This is a genomic window from Brevibacillus gelatini (genome assembly GCF_050920745.1).
Lineage (GTDB): Bacteria > Bacillota > Bacilli > Brevibacillales > Brevibacillaceae > Brevibacillus > Brevibacillus gelatini.
The window spans coordinates 4,431,237-4,457,962 of record NZ_CP154342.1; the positions used below are offsets into that span (position 1 = coordinate 4,431,237).

Below are 26,726 nucleotides of genomic sequence, written 5' to 3' on the forward strand. Positions count from 1 at the left end.
TCCTGAAATGATCGTTCAAGTCGCCATTTATGATACGGTCCACCGGGCCAACCCAAAGCAAATGAAAATGGCGCCCGATTGGACGCCAGCAGCATTAGTGAGTTTCCGTATATTTTTTGAAATTGTCCAGAATCGCTTGCCAGCCCGCTTGCTGATACTCAACGGGGTGAATGTCTTCCGCGTCGAACGTTTCAACGACCTCGGTTTCGTTTCCTCGGGCAATGAAGGTGATCTCAACTTTTCTCCCGTCCCCCATTGTGTATGCGATTTCCTCATGTAATTTCACGACATCGTATGTTCCCCCAAAATCAAAGCCCATACTGCCATCTTTCGCTTCCATCCTGGTGACAAACTTGCCGCCGACCCGCAAATCATTTTCCGCTCTTGGCGCATGCCAATCATCCGATGCCTGATTCCACTTCGTGATGTGTTCCGGCTCGGTCCAGTACTCCCATACCTTTTCCACCGGCGCCTGAATGACTGCCTGTACAGTTGCTCTCTTTGGTTTGCCAGTTCCCATTTTAAAGTACACCTCTTTCATCAGAATCGGATTTTTGTCTCTCATATCATTAGACGAAATACTATTGTGAAATTCATCGGTGTATTTGTTCGGGAAGCCCAAATCGAGTAAATAATTTTGCGTGAATGAAATTTTGGGTGTGCAAAATTTTACCGTCTTTTATTACCAGGACGTGAATGCCCCAAGGCACCAGGATGGATTTATTGTCACTTGGCATATATTGCGCAAATGCGGGATAACCGCCATTCACCGTAATCGGCAATAATCGGGAGCCTTCGCAATGCCAACGAGTTGCTGTAAAAAACTTGAACAGATTGTCCTTGCCGCGGACCCACATCTCGAAAGGCGGCATGGACAGGCACCCCTCTTCATGAAACAACGCCACCAGCGCATCAATATCAAATTGTTCAAAAGCATCCACATACCGCGAGAGCAGCTCATGGTCCGGTTCAGCATCCATGATGCAGAGCTCTTCGGAGCGAAGCTCGGCCCGGCCCATCGTCTCTCGCGCTCTTTGCAAGGCACTGTTAACGGCTGCAGGCGTTATCCCTAGCGCCTCCGCGATCTGCTTTGCGGACCACTCGAACACATCCTTCAAAATAAGCACGGCACGTTGGCGGGGAGGTAGTGTTTGCAGAAGGGCAAGAAAGCAAAGCTGCAGCGTATCTTTCCGCACCACTACATGTTCCGGATCACCTGCAAAATCTGGAGCAGGCCAAATCCATGACGATTCAGGCAACGTCTCGCGAGGCTCGATGATCGAAACAGCCGGATCAAATATGTCAACAGGAAGGGCACGGCGTTTGGCTTGCCTCAGCTTGTCTATACATACGTTTGACGCGATGCGGTAGATCCACGTTTTGCGCGAAGATTGTTGCCTGAATGAATCCCAACTCCGCCAAACGCGAATGTAGGTTTCCTGAACTGCATCATCCGCGTCTACGATCGATCCCAGCATCCTATAGCAGAACGATGAAGTCTTTGTAACCCTGGGGTATTGCCGATAATACCTTTTTCCATCCAATTTTTGGCCCATTCTGTAACTGTTCTCGATACAACTTACTCCGTACAATTTATCCGATTTGAACTTTAAAACTAGGGTCTGTTTCAACCTTAGAGACAATCTCATTATAGGACTCAATGAGTTTTTCAACAGTCACCCGTCGTTTGGAAGTTTCAAAACGGCTTATTTCATATAAGTTGGTAGCGATAAATTGCTCCGCTTCCAAAATGTCAATCCGCCCCTCAAGTTCATGTATGCCAGCCAGAGACTCCGCACCTGGCATACTGTTATGGGTCGTAACGATAATAGGTCGCACTCCCGATTCCAAATTACGCTTGCATTTCTCCATTAGCGATTCACTAGGTGCAGTCGTCACATGAAAAACTACCTCGCCAATCATAAAATCTCCACTCCTGCCACTCATCGCATCTGATACGGAGAACCCATGATGTTCAATCGTTCCTTCCGGCAGAACTAACGATAGTTTTGCTCCAACGAGATGCTGCAATACAGCACCCGCATACTTAGTACCTGGGTTCTCCTTTTGTCTTTTGTAAGCCTGCGCTAACAGATCACGTACAATTGCCCGAAGAGACTTAGCTGTATCGTATCTCAAGATGAATGGCTGGGCAGTAAAAAAATCATGAACTCTTTCTATCCACCATTTCTCGATCATTACCATATCATCCAAGTTATCATCATGGAGACTGTTGAGGAAATGAATATATTTCTGCATATTCCCTAAACTACCACGACTCGTCCGACCACCCTCTTCAGCAAGAGTTCTAAGAATACCGTATTCGGCCAAAATCGCTTGGACAGCTGCTTTCCCAAGACCTTGCACCTGCCCTTTGCTATCGGTAACAAGATCAGAAGGGTTTAACGGCAACCCCATAATTCTCGCCTGACGCGTCATATACAAGATAGCAGCCAGTTTCCCTTTAGAAGTGATTTTGTTTTCCGACTGAAATTCTGCAAGCCTATTTCGTAATTCAACCAACATAACGATCCTCCGTATTTGCCGTCTTCATATCCTCTGTCCAAGCTGTCGCTAGAGGTGCAAGTAGTTGTTTAGCTAAAAACCGTGCTACAGGGACCGCTACTGCATCTCCCATCGCCCTATACCCGTCATTGTAAGTGCCCGGAAGTTCATACGTATCAGGTGCTCCCATAAGTCGCGCCGTTTCACGGATTGTCAGCAGCCTTGTTTTCAATACCCCGTCCTTTTTTAGTACAAGAAATTGGCGGCTGCTCCCTCCTTCAGGCGTACGAAGGCAACCAGCAATGCCATCAAATCGGAGTTCCAGTACTTGTCTTCCATTTCGAGTTCTTTTGTACCCAGCTGCTACAATTACGTCGTCTTGCATCAGCCTTTCCATATGTCTATCTGGGATAAGCTCGAGCAGCCGATGGGTAGTCTTTTCATCATGACAGGGAGCGTCCCACTCCAATATATTGATAAGATCCTGCTTTCTAGGATCTGGTTCTGGTAAATTCCACCACACCCAGTTTTCAAGGTCTTGTGCCGCTCGTACTACCGCTGATGGTTGAAGCCAAGTTGGCCCGTCTGAAATAAGAGATGAGGGAATAACGAGATCCTCCCGAACTGCAATCACAAAAACTCGTGGACGAGATTGAGGCACCCAAAGAGCAGCATCTAAGATGACCGCTCCCACTTTAAATCCTCTTTCACGTAGTGCTTGATGCAATACTCGATAGTACGCACCATTCTTTGAAGATACCAATCCTGAAACATTTTCAGCTACAAGTATTGGGGGTTTCTCGATCATTTCATCAAAAATTCGTAACCATTCCCACACGAGGCCACTACGCTGAGCATGAATGCCTCCTGTTAAACCAGCTAGAGAAAGATCTTGGCAGGGGAAACTCGCCCACGATAGGTGAGCAACCGGAAGCAAATCTCCCCGAACAGAACATATATCTGCTAGGTGTAGTTGACCAAAACCGTGATTCGAAACATATACCGAAGCCTTTTTCGGACATATATCATTAGCCCATTTAGTATAGAAGTAATCCTGCAACGCATGCGCTACAAGACCGCTACCTGCAAAGAACTCAAGGAAAGAGAAGTTTTGCATTTGGTTACGCTTTTTATTCTTCCGTGGCATAAACAAAACCCTCCCTTAGATAGAACTATAATGGAAACGAATGTTCCTCTGTAATTATTCTATCACAAGATCAGGGAGGCTGTAGAGAGTATCAGGGTAGTACAATTAGTTAAGATGGTTGTCTTTTTTAAGTTTGCTTTTAAGCCCCAAAATTGGATTTGAGTCATCCCCCCTTATCTTGTTAAGCTGATATCAGAAGAACAGAGGGGGATATTTTTATGCAACGGAGACGCTATTCCATCGAGTTCAAACAACAACTGATCCAGGAAGCCCACGAAGTAGGAAACGCTAGCCAAGTAGCCAGACGGCATGGGATCGACCCGAAGATGCTGTATCGATGGATACGTGACTCCAAACACGCCGATTGGCAGCATACATCTTCCGAAGCAAAAGCCGTAACAAGCTATACACCAAGTCCAGGAGAGTTTCGGGAACTGGAAACGGAGAACGATAAACTAAAGAAACTACTGGGAGAAAAGGACTTGGAAATCGCGATCCTTCGTGATCTTGTAAAAAAGGTGAACCCAGCTTATCGGACAAAATGGAAATAGCCGACAAGTGGATACAGCTGGGGTACACAGCCAAACTGGTGCTACGTATTGTCGGCATCCTGGAAGCAACCTACTATTACCGAAAAAACAAAGCCTCCCAAAAACCTCGCGTTTATCACGGAGGAAGACCTATACCCGGTTATTCGTTGGCAAAGGACGGACAACCTGTCAGTGACGAACAAATCAAAGAATGGCTATCCGAGCTGATTGCCGATGAAGAATCTGCTTATGGCTATCGAAAGCTTACCGTCTGCCTACGGCGAGACCACCAACTGGTCATCAACAAGAAAAAGGTTTACCGCTTGCTGAAAGAAGAAGAACTCCTGCAACCCCAACGCCAAAAGAAAAGGAACCATCCTCGAAAGTTGGCAAACAACCGAGAGATTACCGCTCCGAATCAATTGTGGGAGATGGACGTAAAATACGGATTTATCGAAGGAGAACAGCGTTTCTTTTTCCTGATGAGTCTCATTGACGTCTATGATCGAGCGATCGTGGACTACCATTTCGGACTGACCTGCGAAGGAAAACATGCGGCTCAGATTCTCCAACGTGCTTTGTGGAAACGGCAGCAATTCCATCGTGATGATCGCCCTGTTATCCGTACGGATAACGGTCCACAGTTTATGAGCCATGCCTTTGAAGAAGCCTGTCAGCATTTCCAAACGGTGCATGAGCGAATTCCTCCAAAGACACCCAATAAAAACGCTCACATTGAAACCTTTCACAGTGTTTTGGAGAAAGAATGTTTGCAACGAAATGAATTTCAGAACTACCAAGAAGCCTATGAAACGGTGACAAACTACCTCCTGTTTTACAACCAACGCCGGATTCATGGTAGTTTGTACGACTTATCACCTGAAGAATTTGGCAAGTCGCTTGCCCTGCAGCGTGTAAAGCCATTTGTCGTAAAAGTATAGCGAGGCAATCGGTCGCACAACTCGTCTTTCTTCAACCTAACGGCCAAGCAGGAAGGAAAAAATCTAGCGTCCCCCTTGACGCTAGATTTTTTCCTTCCTACACTCCCAGGTGGTTGAAAAAGAAGAGAATCCTATGAAATTGCGAGAATAAGGGAGAAAGACTCTAAATTTAAGGGGTTAAACCGATTCCGAAAAGGTCTTTCAAGTATATAGCTCATCTTTTCAATATTTCTTCAATTGTTGGGTCAGTTCCTCGCTGTATCAAGTCATCAACAAGTCTTTGCATTTTAAATCGATTTTTAACAAAAGCTACATCATGAAGCATTCTAGCGGCAATCTCTTGAGCTACGTATGTGCGGTTAGAATAAATAACATTATACGCAATTATTCCTATATCATCGTAATCTTCCCATCGACCACAAACATTAGAATACTCATTATCAATCATTTGAAGTGTTTCAACTGCACGTTTATCATCGCTCTCAATGAAACTTAGGACAGCAGAAACCATACCTGGAAGTGACACTATCGCCTTGCAAAGTGCATTTGCATCAAGATCATAAATATAGTTCTCGACATCGTCATCGTAAACCCTGTTCTGAATCTTTGCTTTTACCAACTCAATACGTTCATGATTCTGATGATAAGCAATTGCGCTCTCTACCCCTTGAAGTAAGTGTCCTGCATCCGAATATCTCATGTTCGGATTCTCATTTTTGGCTTTCTCTACGGGGTTACGCAGGAAGTGATTGCTATCACGAGGGTCACCAGTCATTATGAAGTTTATCAAACTGCCAAGTGAGTATACATCACTTCGTTTGTCGCCTTCTTTCAACTGCATAAATTGCTCGGGAGCACAGTAATAGTACTGACCTAATGAATGCGTCCTCATCGTCCTATGAGAGTGAAACATGTCTAGGTCTTTTCCTAAACCAAAGTCAGAGATTTTCAATCTACCCCTGAACAATAATATGTTGTTAGGGCTTATATCACGATGAATGATGTTCCTATCATGGACTAGTTTTATGATGTGTAACACTTGACGAATCATGGTCAACTTTGATGATTCATGGTGGTCATAATCGTTAATAAACTTTTCAAGTGTTAATTCAGCCTCTTCCATTGTGTAAGAGTAATCTGACTCATTGAAATCAAATACCTTGATTACACCCTCTATGTCAGATAACGACTTTGTTATCTGAAACTCACGCTTAAACCTGTGGCTGATACCCTTATGCGTTTTGAAATCGTCCTTTAGCTTTTTTACAATTAGTCCTGATGAACGAGATTTATACACATTGGCAAAGCCACCTTCTCCAATGAATTCTAAATCACTATTCTCAGCAATGAGAACATATTCTTGACCTCTCTTGAGGATTTTATGTCCCTCAATACTTAATTCATTGTTTAAATACTGTACGATCTGGTTTATTCGATCAAGTGCATCAACCTCGCTAAGGTTGTTATCACGCATTACAAATCGCTTTGATAGAATAAAGTTTAGAAACTCATGAAAACGACCGTTATTCCATAGCAATTTTATATTCTCTAAAGTGTAAAACCATCTCGAAGGAAATCCTGAATAGTATCTATCACTAAATCCGAAATTCGAGTTAAAGAACTCAACTATCTGAGAGCCTGATTTATATGAATAGTACCCTGGAGTATCACCGATTAGAATATTACCTATTATCTTTAATCCAGCTTCACTAAGCATATACGCCACCTACTGTTACCAGTTCTCTATAATCATCCATGTACACCATTACTGTCACCGCCGGGATATAATTGACCCAGGCGCGCCGGAATGAAAATGACCCACCCTTTGCGATATTTCCCCTTCGGATTTAACCGCAAAGTTCACTTCGGAGGGAGACACATGCTAAGGAGTGGGATAGTTTCCATACGTGGGATAAATACCCACATAATTTGAAACCCTTTTGCTCAGGCAGAAGGGTTTCTACAACTAAGTACCCAATTCATGTAACCCAATGAGCATGATCAATATTTTTTCCAGGGCTTATTCTTTAGAATAACTGGAGCATCTAAATCATGCTCATCAATCTCACTAACATGCTTAAATATTAGTTCATGCTTTAATAAACCATATTCAAATAAGGGCTTTATTTTCCAACTTGTCTCGTCAATTACTGCGGGCATAAGAATATACTTTTTATGCTTTTGATACCGAGCTTTGAACATATTAAACATTTTAAAATTATCAGTAGGATTAGCTCGTTGCATTCTAGAAATAGACATTATTAAGCTCTCATCTAATTCTAAACCTTGTTCTTCCATTCTCTTAGCCACTCGGTCAATATTTGAACTGATATGAATTGTATATCCCTTCTCTTCCCCGGGAATATCACCTTCGATTATTGCTACTCTGATTTCATCATGCTTATCTTCCTTACCATACATGGAAATCCAATTTTTAAATATTTTTGTTGCATAATATTCATTTTTGTAAGGCAGTATTAGACATGGTGGCTCACTATTATCAGTGTCCATGAGAAACGCAGCACCTCTCCAGATAGCCTTGTCCCATGTTTCTAAATCAATAGGCGTAGTAATAAATAAAGATTTTCTTTCTTTTTCTGGCAGTGGGCGTAACTTTCCTAATTGAGGTTTTTCTTTTTTGTTTACTCCTCTTAAACGCCAGTACAACCTTTCATATCTTTCGGGCTTTGATATATCGTAATATGTAGCTCCTTGAAGTGGCATTGGAATAAACTTAGTATCTGTTTCATGAAAAATTACAGGAATAAATCTCTCATTTAATGAATCATCATTATATAAGTGTTGGTAAATGATATTACTTTCCCATTTAACACCTTTACCAATACCCTTATCAGTCTTTCCCATAAGCCTTTTTAGGTATTCTTGAGTACAGATTACAATAATATAATCTGATTCGTTAATTGAGTTCACCATCCATCTTGGCCATCCCTCTTTAGGGGATTCTTCATATTGATCCAAAATTGTATCAATGCCTTCACTTCTTAGTTTATTGGAAAAATTAAGAACTCTATCCGAAAATTCTAAGCTTTCTTGGCAGTAACTTATGAATACTTTTGGATTCTTTTCAGTCATACTCAATCCTCCAAGCGTAAGCTGTCAAATGAATTTCTAATACAGGTTTTTCAATTATTGTATCACATTAACATTCTACCTTTTGTACATAATTTGGCCTCATAATCAAAAATAATCTTGCAAAAACCGTTGCCGTCACTTATGATACGGTTCACCGTTTCAAGCAGCAGCATCATGATCGTGTAGTCCCGCAAGCCTGAAAAGGTTTTGCGATTCGGCTGATGAAGCAGGACGAGAACTTGCTCCTTCGTCAGCGTTTGGATCATCTTTTTCTCGGCCACAATCAAACGCAATTGATCGAATACAGGCTGGGTGACCAGACGTTCTTCATACAAGAACCGGAAAAAGGTTTTGCAGGCTCGAATGCGGTTGTTAATTGTATGGCTTGCCAGTCCATGGTCCAGCATATAGCCGATGTAGTGCGTCTTGATTTGACGAGCGGTCACTCGCTGCAAATCCAATGGAATGTTCTGCTTTTGAAACGTCCTTTGGAAATGGCGAAAGAATTCCTCATAAAATTCCAAGCTCCGCGGCGACAAGTTCAAAGCACGTTTATGCATTAAATACGCCTTTGTCGCTTGTTCGTACGTGATGACTTTTGCCGGTTGCGCTTCAGTTTCCGGAACTGCGGCGGTTTGAAGGAGATTATTGCGCCGTTTCATGCTTCCACCCCGCTTTCGGCAGCATGTTTGGACAGAAGGGCTTCAATCGGACTTGCCTTCTGATGTTGGTTATGCAAATCCTGGCTGAACAGGTCGACATAGCGTTGGGTCATTTCGATGTTGGTATGACCGAGAATGCACATCAGAGAGAAGGCGTCACCGCCATTCAGCAAATACGATTTGGCCATTGTGTGGCGGAACGTATGGGCGGAGCCGCGGGTTCCCTGAATATGAGCCGCTTTGCAATGAAGGATGATTAGGCGCTTAATGGCTTCATAACGGAGCGGCGTGTTATTGAGGGTGATCCAACAGTCATCAAACGGCAGTTCTCCCCGCTCCCGCAAATAACGGTTCAGTTGATACTGGCACTTTTTTTGGATCGGAACGATGCGGGGCTTTCGTCCTTTTCCGGAAGGAATTCGAATCGTTCCAACAGCGAGATCGATATCGGGTACTTGCATGCGGCTTAATTCCATTAACCGCATGCCGGTGTCCAGGAGGACCAGCATCATAGTATGATCGCGCAAGCCCGTAAAGGTGTTCACATCGGGCTGGCTTAGAATCGCGGCGACTTGTTCTTCGGAAAATGTGAAAATGGCTCGGTTCGTTGCTTTGATCAATTTCAGATCGGCAGCCAGATTGGTCGAGGTGTACCCGTACTGCCAGAGGAATTTGAAGAAGACTTGGCAGGAAGCGATTCGTCCTCGAATCGTGGCGGGAGCGAGCTTTTGATCGAGCAGATATTTCATGTATCGATTGCTCAAATCGAAAGGGGTCAGATTGGCGAAATCGAGCTTGGTTTCGTCCAGAAATTGTTCCAGAGTCCGCAGACCGAATTTGTAGAACGCATAGGTCGTCTTCGTCAAATTGCGGAGTTTGCATTCCTGAAGAAACAAATGAACGGCTTCTGAAAAGGATAAGACAGACAAATTGGACATCGACACAACATCCCTTCCTCGTCAGTTATTGGTGAGGGAAATGTTGTGCGCTGCTGGAGCCGATTGTCGCGCCAATGAACGAGACGTATGAGCACGCCAAAAACCGCCGAAAAAGCAGCCGTTTTTTGCTTCTGGAACAGTTTTGGAAAAAACCTGAAACCCCTTGTCCCATAAGGGATTAAGGGAGGTGCGCTTTTCTCTTTCACCTCCAAACCGGTACACCAATTTCAGGTTCTAGTGGTGGCAACACCGTGGAGGTTCAAGTCCTCTCGACCGCACCATATTCAAAACGTAAGGCTCATAAATCACATTTGCGTGATTTGTGAGCCTTTTTGTTGATGTGCCCAACCACCGGAAGATACCGAAGATGCTGAAAGGAAACAAGATGGTCTCCATACTCTTGCGTTCAGCGGACGAAAGGTTTTGCAGATGACGAGTAAACTCTTTGAGTTCCATAGCACATCTATACGAACTAATGTTCTTATCCCTCGTATAGAACATTCGTTCGTGAATTGCAACATTCCAATAATGAACCAAAACACAGCTATTAGTTTAAGAAAATCAAGAAGCGTATCCCCCGTATGGCAAATGACAGGGGATACTTTTTGGGCTGAAAGGCAAAGGGGTTCGGAGAAAGGTGTAGACTGGCGAACCTGGGTAAGAATCAACCTGAAGGCGCCGGGGCGATTCGTTTATTCAACGGAATTGCTATACAACCCCAGACCGTTCATTACATAGGGACGAACCATGTCTACTAGTAAATCGGTTCGATTATTTTCCCCAACCGTTAACCAATAATGCGCAGCGCCATAGATCGCTGAGCCTGTCATCGCCGAAATCACTTTTATTTGGCGGCGGTCCGTATAGTGCCCTTTTGAAAAAATGCTTTCAATGATTTGCTGCAGCATCTTCTTTACTTTTTCATCCACAAGCTCCGCAATCGATTTGGAATCCATTCTGCAAATCTGATAAAAATCCAAGATGTAGCGATGTGTCAGCAAGATCAACTGGTCACATATTTCAACTGTAAACTCCCGTGCATTCATCACTTGCTCAGGAACCATCTCACGAAACACCTGTTCTGTGATTTCTTCAAGCAAAGCATATTTATCTTCATAATGGGCATAAAAGGTGGCGCGGTTAATGGTAGCTTTCTGAGCGATATCCTTTACGGATATGGCATCAAATTCTTTACTCCGCAACAAATCTCTAAAGGCTTCTCTTATTAACTGTCGTGTGCGCATAACCCTTGGATCTTGCTGATTTACCAAATGGATTCCCCCTTCTAAAACAGCAAATTATCACAATTTGTTGTCTATGCAACTTTCCACTGAATCTGTCTGTTGTATTCATGAGAATACAGTAATATTATTTTATCAAACAGATGTTGCTTAAACAATTTGTGATAAATTCATGAAGACGATAGAAAAGCTTGATCACGACGACATTTATGATTTTATTTTTGTTCCCGTACGATATGATCAGGCCGAATCCGCCCTAACTGCGATCAAGAATAATCGAAGCAAAACCATTGTCACCTTGACTAACACCGTTGGATATGACAGCTGGCTTGAAATCGTGGGGGACCGTTTACTCCCGGGATTTCCCGGTGCGGGTGGAGACATCAAAGAGGATGTTCTATACGCCCAATTCGGTTCCGAAAAACATCAAGGAACCATTTTTGGTGAAATAAATGGACTGATTACCGAAAGAGTGAAAGAACTCGCCCAAAAATTTGAATCGGTGGATTTGCATTTTGAAATCCAAAAAGACATTCTGGCTTTCCATATTTCGCATACTGCGTTGGCTATTACGAACAAGCATTTCTATACGAATGACGGAATGGTGGATATAGAGACGGCAAGAAGTGTGAGCACTCTAAGCAAAATCGCCGCAGAGATTAAACAAAATATTCACCTGGTGGAGCAAGCTGGAATTCCGGTAATCCCATCCGAAACGAAGGCAATGGGAGAATTGCCTGACAACGAGATTATTACCCGTTACCGCCAGATGCTAAGCAATGACTTTATCATTGATGTAAAGCTCGGGAACCATGCCGTCAGCCAAAGGGCAGAAATTATGTTATTAGATGAGATGTTTCATAAAAAGGTATCTATCCGGCGGTGACTAACCTTGGGCTCTGGGGCGGACCACTATTTCATTGACATCCACGTCCCCTTAATATGAATAACATGTGTATGTTGTTTGAAAAAAGTTTGACTTTGATCGAACGTTCGATTATACTGTAATCATGAAAAATAGATCCGATAACAAATCCGAACTGATCTATCAGACAACAATTGAACTTCTCAATGAAATTGGGCTATCCGATATATCCATGTCCAAAATCGCGAAAAGGGCGAACATCTCTTCGTCGACTATTTACTTTTATTTTGAAAGTAAAGAAGACTTGCTGATTAAGTTATACTTTAAGCTCAAGGAACAAATGCATGAGAAGATGTTTCTTGGCGTAACGGCGGACATGTCAGTCAAGGCTGCCTTTGAGAAGATCTTGCGTAATTATTCCAGTTATATCGTGAATAATCAAGCAAATTTTCTGCTGATGGAACAGTTTCTTGATTCGCCGTTTATCCAAAAAACCTGTAAAGATCAAAACGGTGGTGTATTCAAGCCGATGTATCCTTTATTCGAAAGGGGGATTAAGGAAGGACTGTTCAAGGATTCGGAAACGAATCTTCTCGTTACTTACTCCTGCTTGCCATTTGTCCAAATGGGAAAAGAGTATATCAACGGTGAGTATGAATTCACCCCTGACAACATCGACAAAATGATTCAAATGAGCTGGGATGCGATTAAAGCATGAACAGCCGCTTTTTCAATCTTTATCGATCGAACGTTCGATCAAATTAATGAGTTGGCTTTAACCTGCATCAATTTAATCGAACGTTCGATAATGCAGTTGAATTTTATAATGCCTTGAACGAACGTTCGATTAAAAAGGGGTGAGGCTTATAACCACTAAAGATCTAAGCAATGTAAAGCATTCCGAAATGCGATTTTCTGGACATACTAAACAAAATGACAAAGGAGAGATATTTATGGAAAAAAGAGCCCTTGGGTCAAGCGGTCTGGAAGTTTCAGCTATGGGATTAGGCTGCATGACGATGTCTGATTTTTACGGTAGTGACCGGGATGAACAGGAATCGATACGGACGATTCATCGAGCATTGGACCTTGGTGTAAACTTCTTGGACACCTCAGATCTGTACGGTGACGGAGAAAATGAGAAGCTGGTAGGAAAAGCGATTAAGGATCGGCGTGACGAGGTCGTACTGGCTACCAAGTTCGGGGTCGTACGTGATGGAGGCTATTGGGGCTATAACGGCAGCCCGAGCTATGTTAAAGCAGCTGCCGAAGCAAGCTTGCGCAGATTAGGTGTTGACCATATCGACCTGTATTATCTGCACCGGATCGATCCATATACCCCCATTGAGGAGACGGTAGGGGCTATGGCTGAATTGGTGAGAGAAGGGAAGGTCCGTTATATCGGTCTTTCGGAAGCCCCGGCTCAACTAATCCGCAGAGCACATGCAGTTCATCCAATTTCGGCAGTGCAAACGGAATATTCCTTATGGTCCCGAGACATTGAAGACGAAGTTCTTCCTACTCTCAGAGAGCTTGGCATCGGATTTGTCGCCTACAGCCCGCTTGGACGTGGGTTCCTAACCGGGACAATTCAGCGATACGAGGATTTGGATTACAGCGATGTAAGACGAAACTTCCCAAGATTTCAAGGACAGAACTTACAGAAAAACCTTCAATTTGTTGCTCGGATTAAAGAGATGGCGGCGGAAAAGGGATGCACTGCGCCCCAATTGGCGTTGAAATGGATTTTGATGCAAGGCGACGATATTGTGCCTATTCCAGGAACGAAAAGAAGAAAGTATTTAGAAGAAAATATTGCGGCTTTGCAGGTTGAACTTACAGATTCGGACCTTCAACGTCTCAATCAAATCGCACACAAAAACGTGGCTGCCGGACATCGTTAATTACAGAAAATGAAGGAGGATCATCATGACTGAATCCATAGATTTTGAACTAGGTATTAACACCTTTCTGGAAACTTCGCCAGATCCTGTAACGGGCAAGCGGATCAGCCATCCCGAGCGGATTCGAAACGGGATCGAAGAGATCGTTGTTGCTGATCAGGCTGGTCTTGATGTGTTTGGGATCGGAGAACATCAACGGTTTGATTTTGCCTCCGAGGCTCCAGCCGTCATCCTTGCTGCGGCAGCTGCTTTAACCAAGCGAATTCGGCTCACGAGTGCTGTTACCGTCCTTTCCTCGGATGATCCGGTTCGCGTCTATCAATCATTTTCAACGCTGGACAGCATCAGTAATGGGCGGGCTGAAATTATGGTCGGCAGAGGCGCCTTTGTTGATTCGTTCCCGTTGTTTGGCTACGACTTAAAGGACTACGACGAATTGTTTGAAGAACACCTTGAGTTGCTTCTCAAGGTTAGAGCTTCGGAAAAAGTCACCTGGCGAGGCGGTCATCGCCCGGCGATTCATAATCTCGGCGTCTATCCGCGATCCGTCCAAGACCCGCTTCCGGTGTGGATTGGATCTGGAGGACGACCGGATTCGGCTATTCGAGCAGGAGCGTTGGGATTGCCTATTGTCTTTGCGATCATTGGCGGAAACCCGGAAAGATTTGCTCCATTAGCTGAATTGTATAAACAAGCAGCTGCGAGTGCAGGCCATGATGTAAGTAAGCTTAAAATTGCGACACACTCGCACGGTTTCGTTAGTGAAACAACCGAGGAGGCGGTTCGGTTACACCGACCTTACCAGGTCGTTCAAATGAACGAACTCGGCAGAGTGTTGGGATGGGCGCCATACACCGAAGCATCCTATGAGTTGAATCGCAAGATGGATGGTTCCCTCTATGTAGGTGATCCTGAATATGTTGCAGAGAAGATTCTTCACGTCCGCAAAATGCTAGGAACCAACCGCTTCTTCCTGCATCTGAATATTGGCACAATGCCTCATCGTGAAGTCCTGCGCGCCATTGAGTTGTTTGGCACCCGCGTGGCGCCGATTGTTCGCAAAGAAATCGCAAAAGAAAACAAGCAGACAAACGCTTAAGCATCCGTCCCTTCGGGGGAGTCTTTGGGCAGTCATATATTAGGGGGGTTCGATGCGTATGAAACAAAAGTCAGCAATTGACGACAATGAGAGTACATCCACGGAACCTGGGGTTGCTTTGAAGTTAGATCATCATGTTGAACTTGCTCTGCCATCGGTTAGAGGTGGATTTACAGATGATGGACGTCTTGCTCTACAAGTCGGTTCTGATTATTTGATAGGTGACATGTATCTTGCGAACGTATTGAGGACGATTATTGCAAATGAGAGTTTCGTATATATGTATTTGAACGAGGATGTGTCACATCTTTGCGATTTGTTGCTGGAATCAGAATTAAACTTATTATCTGGGCGGCTTAAGGAACACTTTGCGCTAACGATGAACCATCCAGTAGACCCTTTTCAGCCCGAAGGGATTGCTAGATTATTGGGACTTGATGCTGAATCAATAAGCAATGAGGCGAATCGAAATCTTTTGCTAGAGAATCTGGATCATTTATTGGTGAGACGATTCGGTAAGATTTCCGACACAGGCAAGTATAGAGAACCTACTGGCTTGAACAGAGCTATAGAGATTCATAGTGAAGGAACTGCAAACCCTACACTTAAGATTATGTTGAATAAGAGTGAGGGTGAACTTATCTTTCTTGACTCTCATTTTAAAGCAGAAGTTGTTTCTCCGTACGGAATTTCAGCGTCAGGTACATCAGAGACGATTACAGCCATGGGCAAAACGATAACCACATTTGAACGTATCATTCCTCGGCTGGGAGTATACTATGCTTTATCCCAAGCTCAGATCGCTTTGTTCCGCTTAGGATGGGGATTAAAGGACATCCAAGCGAGTGATTCTGTGATCAAAAGCTGGATTAGCGAGGCTACTGCCAAGTTGATCCCTGCAAGTCGAATGCCCAGCGAAACCACGATTTTATATTTTATCAAGGCGACTTTAGCGGATGGTTCCGAGGTGAATGGGATGTGGCCGAATACATTGTCAGCCGAGTTATTTTACAACCTCCAAACCGGACGTGTAGAACGATATGTTTCCGAGCATGAACATGAATTGGAACTGAAAGATGGTAACAGATTTACCATCGCTAATACGGCAGATGGTGGTGTAGCTGTCAGAGCGGTTCCAGCCGATACTTCTGACATACATCATATGCTTCATTTCTATGACGATACTGAAAGTTTGGATAAAGGTTTACTAGTAGCAGCAGAAGACCGGTCAGTCTCTCTACTTGGCAAAACAAATAATACAGCCAGTCATTTTAAAACATCACATTTGAGAGCCCCTCGGGGAAAGGAATTTAGATTTGTCATGTGGGGATCAAATAATTTTGATGTTTATATAGTGGAAGAGGGACAAGGCGGGGTTTATACAATAAATGATACTTTGAACAGTTAATTGCCTATGTCAATGAGAGATTGACAGTAGGGTATATTCACTCGTCGCTTTGTTTCAATCTACAACAAAAGATAGCGATATTCATTTATCAAAGTCCAATAACCGAAAATAAGTTATCGCTTCTAGGTGGAAATCCGGAGCATGCAGTACGGTTTGGAGATGGACGGTATTGTAGGTTATGATTTCATGAAAACTGCCGGCAGATATTCATCAAAAGACTGTAATGTATCCATTTGAAGGGGGTGTCCCTCATATTTCAACGGATAAGAGAGTATAAATTTTGAGGAGGGGAAATCGCCCTCCTCTTTAAGTTTTTATAATGTAGTCATGGAGACAAACATTCTTAGGGAAATTTTCTTTGATGAGCATCAACATGGGGATCGGTTTGATGTCAACGCCGAAAAGTCTCTAAAGCACCTTTGAGGAATTAAAAATCCCGGCCAAATTTTCACAATCGTTTACAAGATGAGAAATGGGCTGCTGGAAAGAAATATTTGGAAATGGCAGATTATCTTGAATGGCGTGAAAACAGAAAACTGGGAAAGATCTCCTCAAAAGTGATTTGTATCAAGTAGCTTAATTTAGCTGAGAGATTCTACATACAAATTTGGACTTGATCCTGATTTCGATTTTGTGCCGAAATTTTCGCCCCATTTTTTCATCTCCAGAATGATCGGCACAAGCGTTTGTCCGAGTTCCGTAAGGGAATATTCGACTTTCGGCGGAATCTGGTTGTACACTTCGCGGTTGACAATGCCGTCCTTCTCCAGCTCGCGCAGCTGCAGGGTCAGCATCCGCTGCGTAATCGTCGGGCAGATTCGGCGGAATTCGTTGAATCGCTTCGGCCCTTCGACTAGATGGTACAACAGCACGCCTTTCCACTTGCCGCCGATCACGTCCAGCGTATACTCCACCGGACAGCCTTCATCGTTCGGGCAATGCCCGTAGCCGCTCTTGCGGTTGCGCATGCGTTCCACTCCTTCTATATTAAAAAGTATAAAAAATGTTCCTATACAACATGAATGTGCGTACTAATAATTTTAGCTGATATCCACTATACTTACAACTGTAGTTTAATTCAATCCTTACTGGAGGGGATTCAAAATGCCAAATACAACCATGAAAGCTGTCGGCCTATACAAATATTTGCCTATCGATCATCCGGACAGCCTGATCGACGTTGAGATCGAGAAGCCGACACCGACCGGCCGCGATTTGCTGGTTCGGGTCAAAGCTATCTCGGTCAATCCGGTTGACGTGAAGGTGAGAGCGCCGAAGGACCGGACTGAAACGAAACCGAGAGTGATCGGCTGGGACGTAGCGGGTGTCGTGGAGCAGACGGGGCCGGACTGCACGTTATTCAAACCCGGCGATGAGGTGTATTATGCCGGCAGCATTGTTCGGGCGGGAGGCAACAGTGAGTTTCATCTGGTCGATGAGCGGATCGTTGGGTTCAAACCGGCGACGCTGGACTTTGCGCAGGCAGCCGCACTGCCGCTGACGTCGATTACCGCGTGGGAGGGCCTGTTCGACCGCCTCGGGATATCATCCGAGCCAGGCAGCAATCCAGGCCGTACCCTTCTGATCATCGGGGCGGCCGGCGGCGTCGGTTCGATCGCGACCCAGCTGGCCAAGTACGCAGGACTGACGGTTATCGGCACGGCTTCACGGCCGGAATCGGCGGACTGGGTGCGAGGACTGGGGGCTGACCATGTCATCAATCACTTCGAGGACTTCGTTCCACAACTCAAGGCGATTGGCTTCGAGAGTGTCGACTACATTTTCTGCCTGAACAGCACCGAGAAGCATTGGAGGAAAATGGCGGAGGCCATTGCCCCGCAAGGGAAAATCTGCTCGATTGTCGAGACAGGCGAATTGCTAGATTTGACGCTGCTGATGAACAAGAGCGTTACCTTCGTCTGGGAACTGATGTTCACTCGCTCGATGTACGGGACAGCCGACATGATCGAACAGCACAAGCTGCTCAACGAAGTGGCAAAACTGGTGGACCAGGGGATCGTCCGCACGACGGTGAACGAGAAGCTGGAGCCGATAAACGCCGCTAATTTGCGCAAAGCCCATGCGATGCTCGAATCGGGTAATATGATTGGCAAAGTCGTGCTGGAGCATTTTCGTTAATGTGTGTCACCGCCGGGATATAATTGACTCGGGATCGCCGGAATGAAAATGACCCACCCTTTGCGATATTTCCCCTTCGGATTTAACCGCAAAGTTCACTTCGGAGGGAGACACATGCTAAGGAGTGGGATAGTTTCCATACGTGGGATAAATACCCACATAATTTGAAACCCTTTTGCTCAGGCAGAAGGGTTTCTACAACTAAGTACCCAATTCATGTAACCCAATGAGCATGATCAATATTTTTTCCAGGGCTTATTCTTTAGAATAACTGGAGCATCTAAATCATGCTCATCAATCTCACTAACATGCTTAAATATTAGTTCATGCTTTAATAAACCATATTCAAATAAGGGCTTTATTTTCCAACTTGTCTCGTCAATTACTGCGGGCATAAGAATATACTTTTTATGCTTTTGATACCGAGCTTTGAACATATTAAACATTTTAAAATTATCAGTAGGATTAGCTCGTTGCATTCTAGAAATAGACATTATTAAGCTCTCATCTAATTCTAAACCTTGTTCTTCCATTCTCTTAGCCACTCGGTCAATATTTGAACTGATATGAATTGTATATCCCTTCTCTTCCCCGGGAATATCACCTTCGATTATTGCTACTCTGATTTCATCATGCTTATCTTCCTTACCATACATGGAAATCCAATTTTTAAATATTTTTGTTGCATAATATTCATTTTTGTAAGGCAGTATTAGACATGGTGGCTCACTATTATCAGTGTCCATGAGAAACGCAGCACCTCTCCAGATAGCCTTGTCCCATGTTTCTAAATCAATAGGCGTAGTAATAAATAAAGATTTTCTTTCTTTTTCTGGCAGTGGGCGTAACTTTCCTAATTGAGGTTTTTCTTTTTTGTTTACTCCTCTTAAACGCCAGTACAACCTTTCATATCTTTCGGGCTTTGATATATCGTAATATGTAGCTCCTTGAAGTGGCATTGGAATAAACTTAGTATCTGTTTCATGAAAAATTACAGGAATAAATCTCTCATTTAATGAATCATCATTATATAAGTGTTGGTAAATGATATTACTTTCCCATTTAACACCTTTACCAATACCCTTATCAGTCTTTCCCATAAGCCTTTTTAGGTATTCTTGAGTACAGATTACAATAATATAATCTGATTCGTTAATTGAGTTCACCATCCATCTTGGCCATCCCTCTTTAGGGGATTCTTCATATTGATCCAAAATTGTATCAATGCCTTCACTTCTTAGTTTATTGGAAAAATTAAGAACTCTATCCGAAAATTCTAAGCTTTCTTGGCAGTAACTTATGAATACTTTTGGATTCTTTTCAGTCATACTCAATCCTCCAAGCGTAAGCTGTCAAATGAATTTCTAATACAGGTTTTTCAATTATTGTATCACATTAACATTCTACCTTTTGTACATAATTTGGCCTCATAATCAAAAATAATCTTGCAAAAACCGTTGCCGTCACTTATGATACGGTTCACCGTATCTATTGATATGGTAAACTAAAAGGAGGGGCGTTTAGCCTCTCCTTATTAGTTAGATGAATTCGTGGTTAATATATTCAGCAATCCCTCTCTTTGCTTCGATGGGCGAGAAGGTTGATGCATATACTCTAATAGACCCTTTAGTCAAAATGTTTAGATCAAATTCTGTTTCTGAGCGATGATTATAAATAATCTTCCAATCAACATCGGTATCATTATCTGTGATTCTAAACCATTTTCGTTTAGTATCGATAGCGTAAATCTGTCCTGTAATCTCAATCTCCCTCGATGATAATAAACTCATCGCTTTTTTTACAGTGCGATATGTGTTTTCATTTATCCTTATTGTTTCATAGCCTCTAAGAGATACCTCTAATAAGCCCTTTTTATAGTAGGGCCTTATAATTGAGAGTAAGTTATGCATGTGCTTTTGGACGTTTATAAAATTTCCACTAATTATTTGAATTACTGATTGAACATCATCCCTATTTGCAGATGCAAGAATTTTGTACAGTAATACATATGGAAGCCCAGACGGTGAGTCAAACATTTCTAACTGACCTTCATTATTTGGAGCTAATAATAAACGAATACTTCCTGCCTTTAACTCAACTGCCGGTTCATAAAGCGGAGACTTAAACTTCCCTTTGAGACTATAATTATTATTGAAATCTTTTGAAATGCCCACAATAAACGCCCTAATTGGATTTACCGTGTTCAAAAAATCAGTTAATAGTATTTTGGGTTTAGAATCAATTCGCACCTCAAGTGGGTTTTCTTCATCAACAACCCCTTGTTTTCCCAATACCTGAACCCTAGTAACTCCTCTTATACTTTTGATCTCAACTATATTTTTTAATTGAACTTTCTCTTGTGAAATCACAGCTAATGTAATTCCACTAATTCCTGAATATATGATCGCTTTTGTACTTTCATATCCAAGAATATCACCGACAATACTACCTTCGTTCAAATGATGTTCAACTGAAATGGTGTAAAAATCAATATCAAACCCTTGATCAACTAAAAGATCACCTACCTCAAAATATGCAAATTGATTATCCGATTCCACTCTTAGTCCTATTTTCGGACCTTTTTTAGTAAAAAAATTAATAACCGAGTTTATCTTCCAGGTTCCGATAAGCATCTCATTTCGGTAATGTCTAATAATGTAGTCTTTACCACAACTCAATGTGGATGCAATCCAGCTTCCTGTAACCACGTACTCTCCCGGGGATATTCTCATTGGAGTTTCTATATAACCAGCTATTCGGTTATCACTCATACGACTCCCCCCAGATTTACTACAGCTTCTTGATAAACTCTTAAATTATTCTCAGTTTGGACAATTTCATCTTCTTTTAATCGTAAGCGACCTCTAGCAACCTTATCTAACATGCATTGTGCCACTTCTATTTCTCTCTTATAATAATCTAATGAGTTTACTTCCACATTCCCATCTCTATGATACTGTAATGCATGAGCAAGTTCCTCATATATAACAGACTTTCTAAAGGTTTCGTCGTTTATTTGAATATCAACTTCTCCGGTATCCAAATTAAGTGCTGCTGATCCTTCAGCATTAAAAAATCTTAACATTCTACCTACCTCGGGATCCTTGGAGCTTCTATAAACATTAATATGAACATTAGGGTGTTTGAATTCAAAATATTTGAGAATTTTATCGATCTTGTTGGACACAAAAACTCCCCCGGTACCACTTATTAGTTCTATTGTACTAATCCCTTCCAAGATAATCCACCATTATATATAAAAATTAGACCCCAAAGACAATGTCAGTGGAGTCTAATTCTATGAAATATCATGATTTCACTATTTCTAGCAGTTTCTCATAACTGTTAACCACATCGTACTTTAACTGGCCTGTATTCAGCTTAGCAAAATGTTTCCGAGCACATTCGATCTTAGCTTTTTCAACTTCCCGAAGTTCCATGGATTCCATGGAGCCTTTTGTTTCCGCGATGAAGTAAATGTGTTTGACTTCGCCTTCTTTGAATACAATCGCCCAGTCTGGATTGTAGTTGCCCATCGGCGTCGGAATAAAAAATCCACGCGGCAATTTGGCGTATACACGAACTTCATTACTGACATCAAGTTCCTTGGCAAAAGCACGCTCGATCTTTGAATCCGTCACAACATAGTCGTAAATGTGCTTCTCAACCGGAATCGCATTTTGTCCCAATTGTCCGGACAAAGTATTTTTCGTAAATACATCGGCTTCGAATGTGTCATTCAGGACATCATACGTTATGGATTCAATTATCGTCGTCGCTTTCTGCTCATTGATCAGCTTGGCGGCACGAATCATGAATTCTTCCGGGTTTTTGCGGAATTGAAGGAATGTGGCTTCTTTGATGCCCGTTAAAATGCCCACAATCGTCTTTCTTGTCAGCCGTGTCTCATCCATCAACTTGCCAACCAAATCGTACTTAATCCGGAAATCCGGTTTAACTTCCACGAGCTCTGTTTTTGTTTCACGCGTCTGAAAAGCTTCCCCTGATTTTAACTGTTCTTGGGACTCAATTCGATTCATTTCGCCATGCTTTATTGCATATCGAATAGCAGGCACTTGTAAGTGATTGTCCAAGGCCCATATACATTTCTTCACAAGTTCCTCGGAGTCGAATTTGACGGTGTACACAGACTTGCGATTAATTCGGTTCCAAAGCTCCTGAAATTCTTTTTTATAAAAATTGTTATTGACTGTAATGGAGGCTATGTTGCGATTTCGTTCATTATCTGCCAAATTGGATTTTTCTTCTACATAAATTGATTTGACCAATTCGATCAACGGTTCCTGAAAGTCAGCCAATTCTTCAGGAAGTTTGAGACCTTGGTTTTCCACAGCGTTAAAATATACATCCGTTAAATTGTACTGATCATCCACATAGTCATTTTTAATAAACGAGTACAACAACCTGCTCGCCAGTGTATCTTCTAATTTCAACTGCTCGCCGCGGGCATTCGTCAACACTTTGTCCAAGAAGAAGTCGCGATCCGCCTTGCGTGGACGATCAGACAGCGTTTCGGCGATTTCATTTTGAAGTTGCTTTGCAAATTGTTCGTAGGACTCGCTGGCGATAACGGTCAGCACATTAATCTTATGCACGTCGATACCTGGTACGCTTGAATCCATACGTTCACCGTTCTGATTGACACAAAGCCGCAGTCCTCGCCCAACTTCTTGACGTTTCTTTATGGTGGAGTCGCTGTGTTTCAGGGTGCAAATTTGGAACACATTCGGATTATCCCAACCTTCCTTAAGAGCAGAGTGGGAGAAGATAAACCGAGTCGGTTCCGCGAAACTAAGCAATCGCTCTTTATCCCGCATAATCAGGTCATATGCATCGACATCATCCGAATCGGTTTCTCTGGCTGACACTTTCGGGTCTACATACCGGTTGCTTTTCTTGTCAATCGAGAAGTATCCTTTATGCGTTTCTTTCACCTGAATCCGGTTCAAATATTGAATATACGGATCATCGGCAAACAGCGATATTTGCTCATTGAGCAATGCTGTGTATTCTTCCTCGAACATATCCACATAAACACCGTTTCGTTCCGAACCATCCTTGTCATACTGCCTATATTTCGCTACTTCATCGATAAAAAAGAGCGAAAGCACTTTAATCCCTTGATGGAACAACTCACGTTCTTTCTCGAAATGCGACTTAATCGTTTCCCGAATCTGAATACGGCGGAAATGCAGCTCTCCTACATCCCCCTGAACGTCACCAGCGTATAAGGTTACGCCGTTCATAAAGCTGATACTGTTGTTTTGTCCGTTAATTTCGGACACTTTGTAGCCTTTGTACTGCTCAAGCTCACCGGACAATTGGTACAGATCATCGTTTTGTCTGATTTTTTGCGTTTTCCTGGTAAGACCCGTTTTTGTCTTCACTTCGAATTCCAGCCGAGCCACAGGAGCATGCTTCGTGCTTACATCAATGCCTTCCAAATACAAATAGCTTTCCGTACCGCTTGTTCCTTTGGCTGAAATACCCTTCACACTGATCTTTTTCACCAGTTTTTTATTGTAAGCATCCAGTGCATCGAGCCGGTACACCTTATTGTAATCCTCACGATGCGTCGCCGAATAACGCAATGTAAACAACGGATTGAAGGCCTTAAGGGATTCTTTCGTCTGCTTGCCTTCAACGGATTGCGGTTCGTCAATGATCAGGATCGGGTTGGTGCTCGCCAGAACGTCAATCGGTTTGCGACTGTTGAAGTCGTCCAATTCCATATAGATTCGTCTTGCATCTTTCCCTCTAGCGTTAAACGCTTGTGAGTTAATAATCATCACATTTATACCTGCGTCGCTGGCAAACTTTTCGATATGATGCAGTTGTTTCGAGTTGTAAACAAAGTATCGTGCCTTTGTACCATACTCAGACATGAAATGATCTTCCGTGATCTGAAATGTTTTGAGCACCCCCTCCCGAATGGCAATGGAAGGAACCACAATAATATACTTACTCCATCCGTACTTTTGGTAAAGCTCGAACATGGTGCGAATGTAGGTGTATGTTTTCCCTGTACCTGTTTCCATTTCCACGGTCAGGTTGTATTTGCCTTCAAGCTTTTCGGATATTTTCAGACCATTCTTCCGTTGTACCGTTTGAATGTTTTTCAAGATTTCATGATCAATCAATTTAATGGCGTTGTTCTTGAATCCAATGTTTGCCTGTTCGGCATTAGCTAGATCATCAATGGCCATTTGTTCCGGCTTTTGCCTTCTTCCCCTGTCAAGCGTAAATCTGGACAACTCATTCGGTTGTCCATCAAAGCAATCTACAATACTTTTTACGGCGTCCAACTGAAACTGTTGATGTTTGAATTTGATCTTCAATTAAGCTCACCACCTTACAGCACTTGAATTTCTGTGCCCGGAGAGAGCATTTTGAACAATTCTTCCACATTAATTCGTGCAGAATCGTCTTCAAAGGAGCTGTCACGGAATACAACCCGAAGCGGTTGTTCCGCTGCAATTTGTTTAATGACGGATTCCGGCACGTTGTCATCAAAACATGCAATTAAGGAATTGCCGGCAACGTAATGAACCGTCTTCCCTTCCATTTGCTTGGTTTCCATAGGTAATGAGAGCTCAAGGCCGAGTTCCAGCATGACTTGTATGAGCAAATCTTCGCCAGTGCGGTCTTCTTTGATATTAGATGTGAGATCAAACAAATCGCCCTGTTTAAGGTTATCCGGTGTGTAGTAGACATCCTTCATGTTAGAAGAATCCACACGAAATACCCGGAAGCCGTAATCGATGTCAGCACCCGTTTCTTCTTTGATCTTCTTCGCAGCCCGGCGGATACGTTCTTTCCCGATTTCGCAAATGTTTTTGTATCCAGCTTTGTATGCTTCAGAGCCTTCAGGCGTTTCTTCCTGTAGTTGAATAAGAATGAATCTTATATTATCTTCCCTATCTACATTATGTTGCATAACAGCATGGGCAGTTGATCCAGACCCAGAGAAAAAATCTAATACTATGTCATTTTCTTTTACGAATGGTAAGATAAGTTCTTTTATTAAACTAGATGGCTTTGGAAATGGAAAGATCTTTCCATCACCAAAGATTTCTGAAATTTCATTCGTCCCATGCTGGGTATAGACACCTTCTATGATTGTAAAAGGTTTGGTAGTTCTCATCTCCCCAGATTCATCTTTCAAATACTGTTTAAAATTAACACTAATTCTGCCATTATGTTCATTGAAGACAAGTTCATTATTCAATAAAGCTGTTTCAGTCCGTTCCCTTGACCATTGCCATTGTTTCTCAGGCCAAATTTCTATCCCATTATAAATAATAGGGTACCGTAAGTTCGGACGTTCATCATTGCTATTTGTGGCTAATGGCTGTAATCTATACGGTCCTCGGGTTTCAAACTTTTCATCCTTATACTTGTAATATTTCTTTATTAAATCCTCATTATAAGGAATTTCAATGTTTGATATTGTTTCTTTATTCTTAGCATAACAAATTATGTATTCATGTAGCTCTACATAATACTTGGTCTTTGCTCCCCCGCCATACTTTTTCTTCCAAATTAATTGGGTAACAAAATTATCCTGTCCGAATATTTCATCACACACTTTTCTTAAATTATCTATTTCACTATCATCAATGCTAATAAAAATGATCCCATCATCGCTCAGTAAATTTCTCGCAATCTTTAATCTCGAATAAATCATTGTTAACCAGTCGCTGTGGAATCGACCATTTGTAACTGGGTTTGTGATAAGACGATTCTTATCCTCATCTACTTGCCCTGAGTCCTCAAGGTACTCTATTTGTGGCGACCTAAAATCATCCTTATAAATAAAGTCATTTCCTGTATTATAAGGAGGATCAATATATATGCACTTAATTTTATTCAAGTACGATTCTTGAAGAAGTTTCAACACTTCAAGGTTATCTCCTTCAATATATAGGTTTTGTGTGCTATCCCAGTCAACGCTGTCTTCCTTTACCGGACGCAATGTCTTATCAATAGGCGTGTTCGCGTTAAGGATCGCCTGTTTCTTACCAGGCCATGTGAGCTGATACCGTTCTTTCTCCCCTTCCACCAGTACATCGGACAATTCCTGCTTTAACAGGTCAAAATCAATGGCACGAATCAGTTTGCCATTTTCATCTCTTGCCTCTGTTATCACGTTCGGGAATAATTCTGCGATTTTATCGATATTCTTTTGTGTCAAATCAACCGATTTCATCGTTAGTTGTTTCATTCTTAAACC

At 42.6% G+C, this 26,726-nt stretch carries 23 protein-coding genes; 8 read left to right on the forward strand and 15 right to left on the reverse strand.

Annotation, left to right across the window (positions count from 1 at the left end; genetic code table 11):
* Positions 1-94: 94 nt before the first annotated feature.
* From AAFJ72_RS21165 to AAFJ72_RS21180, 4 genes are all read right to left on the reverse strand, one after another.
* Positions 95-520, reverse strand: coding sequence for an SRPBCC family protein (locus AAFJ72_RS21165; RefSeq protein ID WP_122906158.1), 426 nt, complete (start codon positions 518-520; stop codon positions 95-97).
* 73 nt (positions 521-593) lie between these two features.
* Positions 594-1,556 (reverse strand): sigma-70 family RNA polymerase sigma factor, encoded by a 963-nt coding sequence (locus AAFJ72_RS21170; RefSeq protein ID WP_432775624.1) that lies wholly within the window; start codon positions 1,554-1,556, stop codon positions 594-596.
* 37 nt (positions 1,557-1,593) lie between these two features.
* Positions 1,594-2,526, reverse strand: a complete 933-nt coding sequence (locus tag AAFJ72_RS21175; RefSeq protein ID WP_432775625.1) for a DUF4928 family protein — start codon at positions 2,524-2,526, stop codon at positions 1,594-1,596.
* Entirely contained in the window at positions 2,516-3,652 is a 1,137-nt protein-coding gene (locus AAFJ72_RS21180; RefSeq protein WP_432775626.1) for a DNA cytosine methyltransferase, read from the reverse strand. Before AAFJ72_RS21180 ends, AAFJ72_RS21175 begins: the two co-directional genes overlap by 11 nt.
* Positions 3,653-3,870: 218 nt before the next feature.
* On the opposite strand from AAFJ72_RS21180, the gene AAFJ72_RS21185 reads away from it, so the two are divergent.
* Both AAFJ72_RS21185 and AAFJ72_RS21190 read left to right on the forward strand, forming a co-directional pair.
* Positions 3,871-4,203, forward strand: coding sequence for a transposase (locus AAFJ72_RS21185; protein WP_432775627.1), 333 nt, complete (start codon positions 3,871-3,873; stop codon positions 4,201-4,203).
* Entirely contained in the window at positions 4,194-5,123 is a 930-nt protein-coding gene (locus AAFJ72_RS21190) for an IS3 family transposase (protein WP_432775628.1), read from the forward strand. The genes AAFJ72_RS21185 and AAFJ72_RS21190 overlap by 10 nt, the downstream gene beginning before the upstream one ends.
* Before the next feature lie 214 nt (positions 5,124-5,337).
* Here AAFJ72_RS21190 and AAFJ72_RS21195 read toward each other — a convergent pair whose 3' ends face one another.
* The 5 genes from AAFJ72_RS21195 to AAFJ72_RS21215 form a co-directional block, all read right to left on the reverse strand.
* The gene (locus AAFJ72_RS21195; RefSeq protein ID WP_432775629.1) at positions 5,338-6,840 is read right to left on the reverse strand and encodes a protein kinase domain-containing protein; all 1,503 of its coding nucleotides are present in this window, start codon (positions 6,838-6,840) and stop codon (positions 5,338-5,340) included.
* 284 nt (positions 6,841-7,124) lie between these two features.
* The gene (locus AAFJ72_RS21200; RefSeq protein ID WP_376879054.1) at positions 7,125-8,216 is read right to left on the reverse strand and encodes a TIR domain-containing protein; all 1,092 of its coding nucleotides are present in this window, start codon (positions 8,214-8,216) and stop codon (positions 7,125-7,127) included.
* A gap of 62 nt (positions 8,217-8,278) precedes the next feature.
* Positions 8,279-8,878 (reverse strand): tyrosine-type recombinase/integrase, encoded by a 600-nt coding sequence (locus AAFJ72_RS21205; RefSeq protein WP_432775630.1) that lies wholly within the window; start codon positions 8,876-8,878, stop codon positions 8,279-8,281.
* The gene (locus AAFJ72_RS21210; RefSeq protein WP_376879110.1) at positions 8,875-9,816 is read right to left on the reverse strand and encodes a tyrosine-type recombinase/integrase; all 942 of its coding nucleotides are present in this window, start codon (positions 9,814-9,816) and stop codon (positions 8,875-8,877) included. Before AAFJ72_RS21210 ends, AAFJ72_RS21205 begins: the two co-directional genes overlap by 4 nt.
* 692 nt (positions 9,817-10,508) lie before the next feature.
* The gene (locus tag AAFJ72_RS21215) at positions 10,509-11,087 is read right to left on the reverse strand and encodes a TetR/AcrR family transcriptional regulator (RefSeq protein ID WP_376879073.1); all 579 of its coding nucleotides are present in this window, start codon (positions 11,085-11,087) and stop codon (positions 10,509-10,511) included.
* A gap of 142 nt (positions 11,088-11,229) precedes the next feature.
* On the opposite strand from AAFJ72_RS21215, the gene AAFJ72_RS21220 reads away from it, so the two are divergent.
* From AAFJ72_RS21220 to AAFJ72_RS21240, 5 genes are all read left to right on the forward strand, one after another.
* A complete protein-coding gene (locus tag AAFJ72_RS21220) occupies positions 11,230-11,943 on the forward strand; it encodes a ketopantoate reductase family protein (RefSeq protein ID WP_376879071.1) in 714 nt (237 codons plus the stop codon).
* A gap of 124 nt (positions 11,944-12,067) precedes the next feature.
* Positions 12,068-12,640 (forward strand): TetR/AcrR family transcriptional regulator, encoded by a 573-nt coding sequence (locus AAFJ72_RS21225; RefSeq protein WP_432775631.1) that lies wholly within the window; start codon positions 12,068-12,070, stop codon positions 12,638-12,640.
* A gap of 235 nt (positions 12,641-12,875) precedes the next feature.
* Positions 12,876-13,826: an aldo/keto reductase gene (locus AAFJ72_RS21230; protein WP_376879069.1), complete on the forward strand. Its 951-nt coding sequence runs from the start codon at positions 12,876-12,878 to the stop codon at positions 13,824-13,826.
* A 25-nt stretch (positions 13,827-13,851) separates the two neighbouring features.
* Positions 13,852-14,925, forward strand: a complete 1,074-nt coding sequence (locus tag AAFJ72_RS21235; RefSeq protein ID WP_376879066.1) for an Atu2307/SP_0267 family LLM class monooxygenase — start codon at positions 13,852-13,854, stop codon at positions 14,923-14,925.
* Positions 14,926-14,977: 52 nt separating this feature from the next.
* Complete coding sequence (locus AAFJ72_RS21240) at positions 14,978-16,333, forward strand: hypothetical protein (protein WP_432775632.1); 1,356 nt, start codon at positions 14,978-14,980, stop codon at positions 16,331-16,333.
* A 581-nt stretch (positions 16,334-16,914) separates the two neighbouring features.
* On the opposite strand, the gene AAFJ72_RS21245 is transcribed toward AAFJ72_RS21240, so the two are convergent.
* Positions 16,915-17,301, reverse strand: coding sequence for a winged helix-turn-helix transcriptional regulator (locus tag AAFJ72_RS21245; RefSeq protein ID WP_376879060.1), 387 nt, complete (start codon positions 17,299-17,301; stop codon positions 16,915-16,917).
* Positions 17,302-17,437: 136 nt separating this feature from the next.
* On the opposite strand from AAFJ72_RS21245, the gene AAFJ72_RS21250 reads away from it, so the two are divergent.
* Positions 17,438-18,472, forward strand: a complete 1,035-nt coding sequence (locus AAFJ72_RS21250; RefSeq protein WP_376879057.1) for a zinc-binding alcohol dehydrogenase family protein — start codon at positions 17,438-17,440, stop codon at positions 18,470-18,472.
* Positions 18,473-18,708: 236 nt separating this feature from the next.
* Here AAFJ72_RS21250 and AAFJ72_RS21255 read toward each other — a convergent pair whose 3' ends face one another.
* From AAFJ72_RS21255 to AAFJ72_RS21275, 5 genes are all read right to left on the reverse strand, one after another.
* On the reverse strand, positions 18,709-19,800 hold the full coding sequence (locus tag AAFJ72_RS21255; RefSeq protein ID WP_376879054.1) for a TIR domain-containing protein: 1,092 nt from the start codon (positions 19,798-19,800) through the stop codon (positions 18,709-18,711).
* Positions 19,801-20,010: 210 nt separating this feature from the next.
* Positions 20,011-21,243 (reverse strand): hypothetical protein, encoded by a 1,233-nt coding sequence (locus AAFJ72_RS21260; RefSeq protein WP_432775633.1) that lies wholly within the window; start codon positions 21,241-21,243, stop codon positions 20,011-20,013.
* A complete protein-coding gene (locus tag AAFJ72_RS21265; protein ID WP_432775634.1) occupies positions 21,240-21,710 on the reverse strand; it encodes a hypothetical protein in 471 nt (156 codons plus the stop codon). The genes AAFJ72_RS21260 and AAFJ72_RS21265 overlap by 4 nt, the downstream gene beginning before the upstream one ends.
* A 70-nt stretch (positions 21,711-21,780) precedes the next feature.
* On the reverse strand, positions 21,781-24,831 hold the full coding sequence (locus tag AAFJ72_RS21270; protein WP_432775635.1) for a type III restriction-modification system endonuclease: 3,051 nt from the start codon (positions 24,829-24,831) through the stop codon (positions 21,781-21,783).
* Between the two features lie 14 nt (positions 24,832-24,845).
* On the reverse strand, positions 24,846-26,717 hold the full coding sequence (locus tag AAFJ72_RS21275; protein WP_432775636.1) for a site-specific DNA-methyltransferase: 1,872 nt from the start codon (positions 26,715-26,717) through the stop codon (positions 24,846-24,848).
* Positions 26,718-26,726 lie beyond the last annotated feature (9 nt).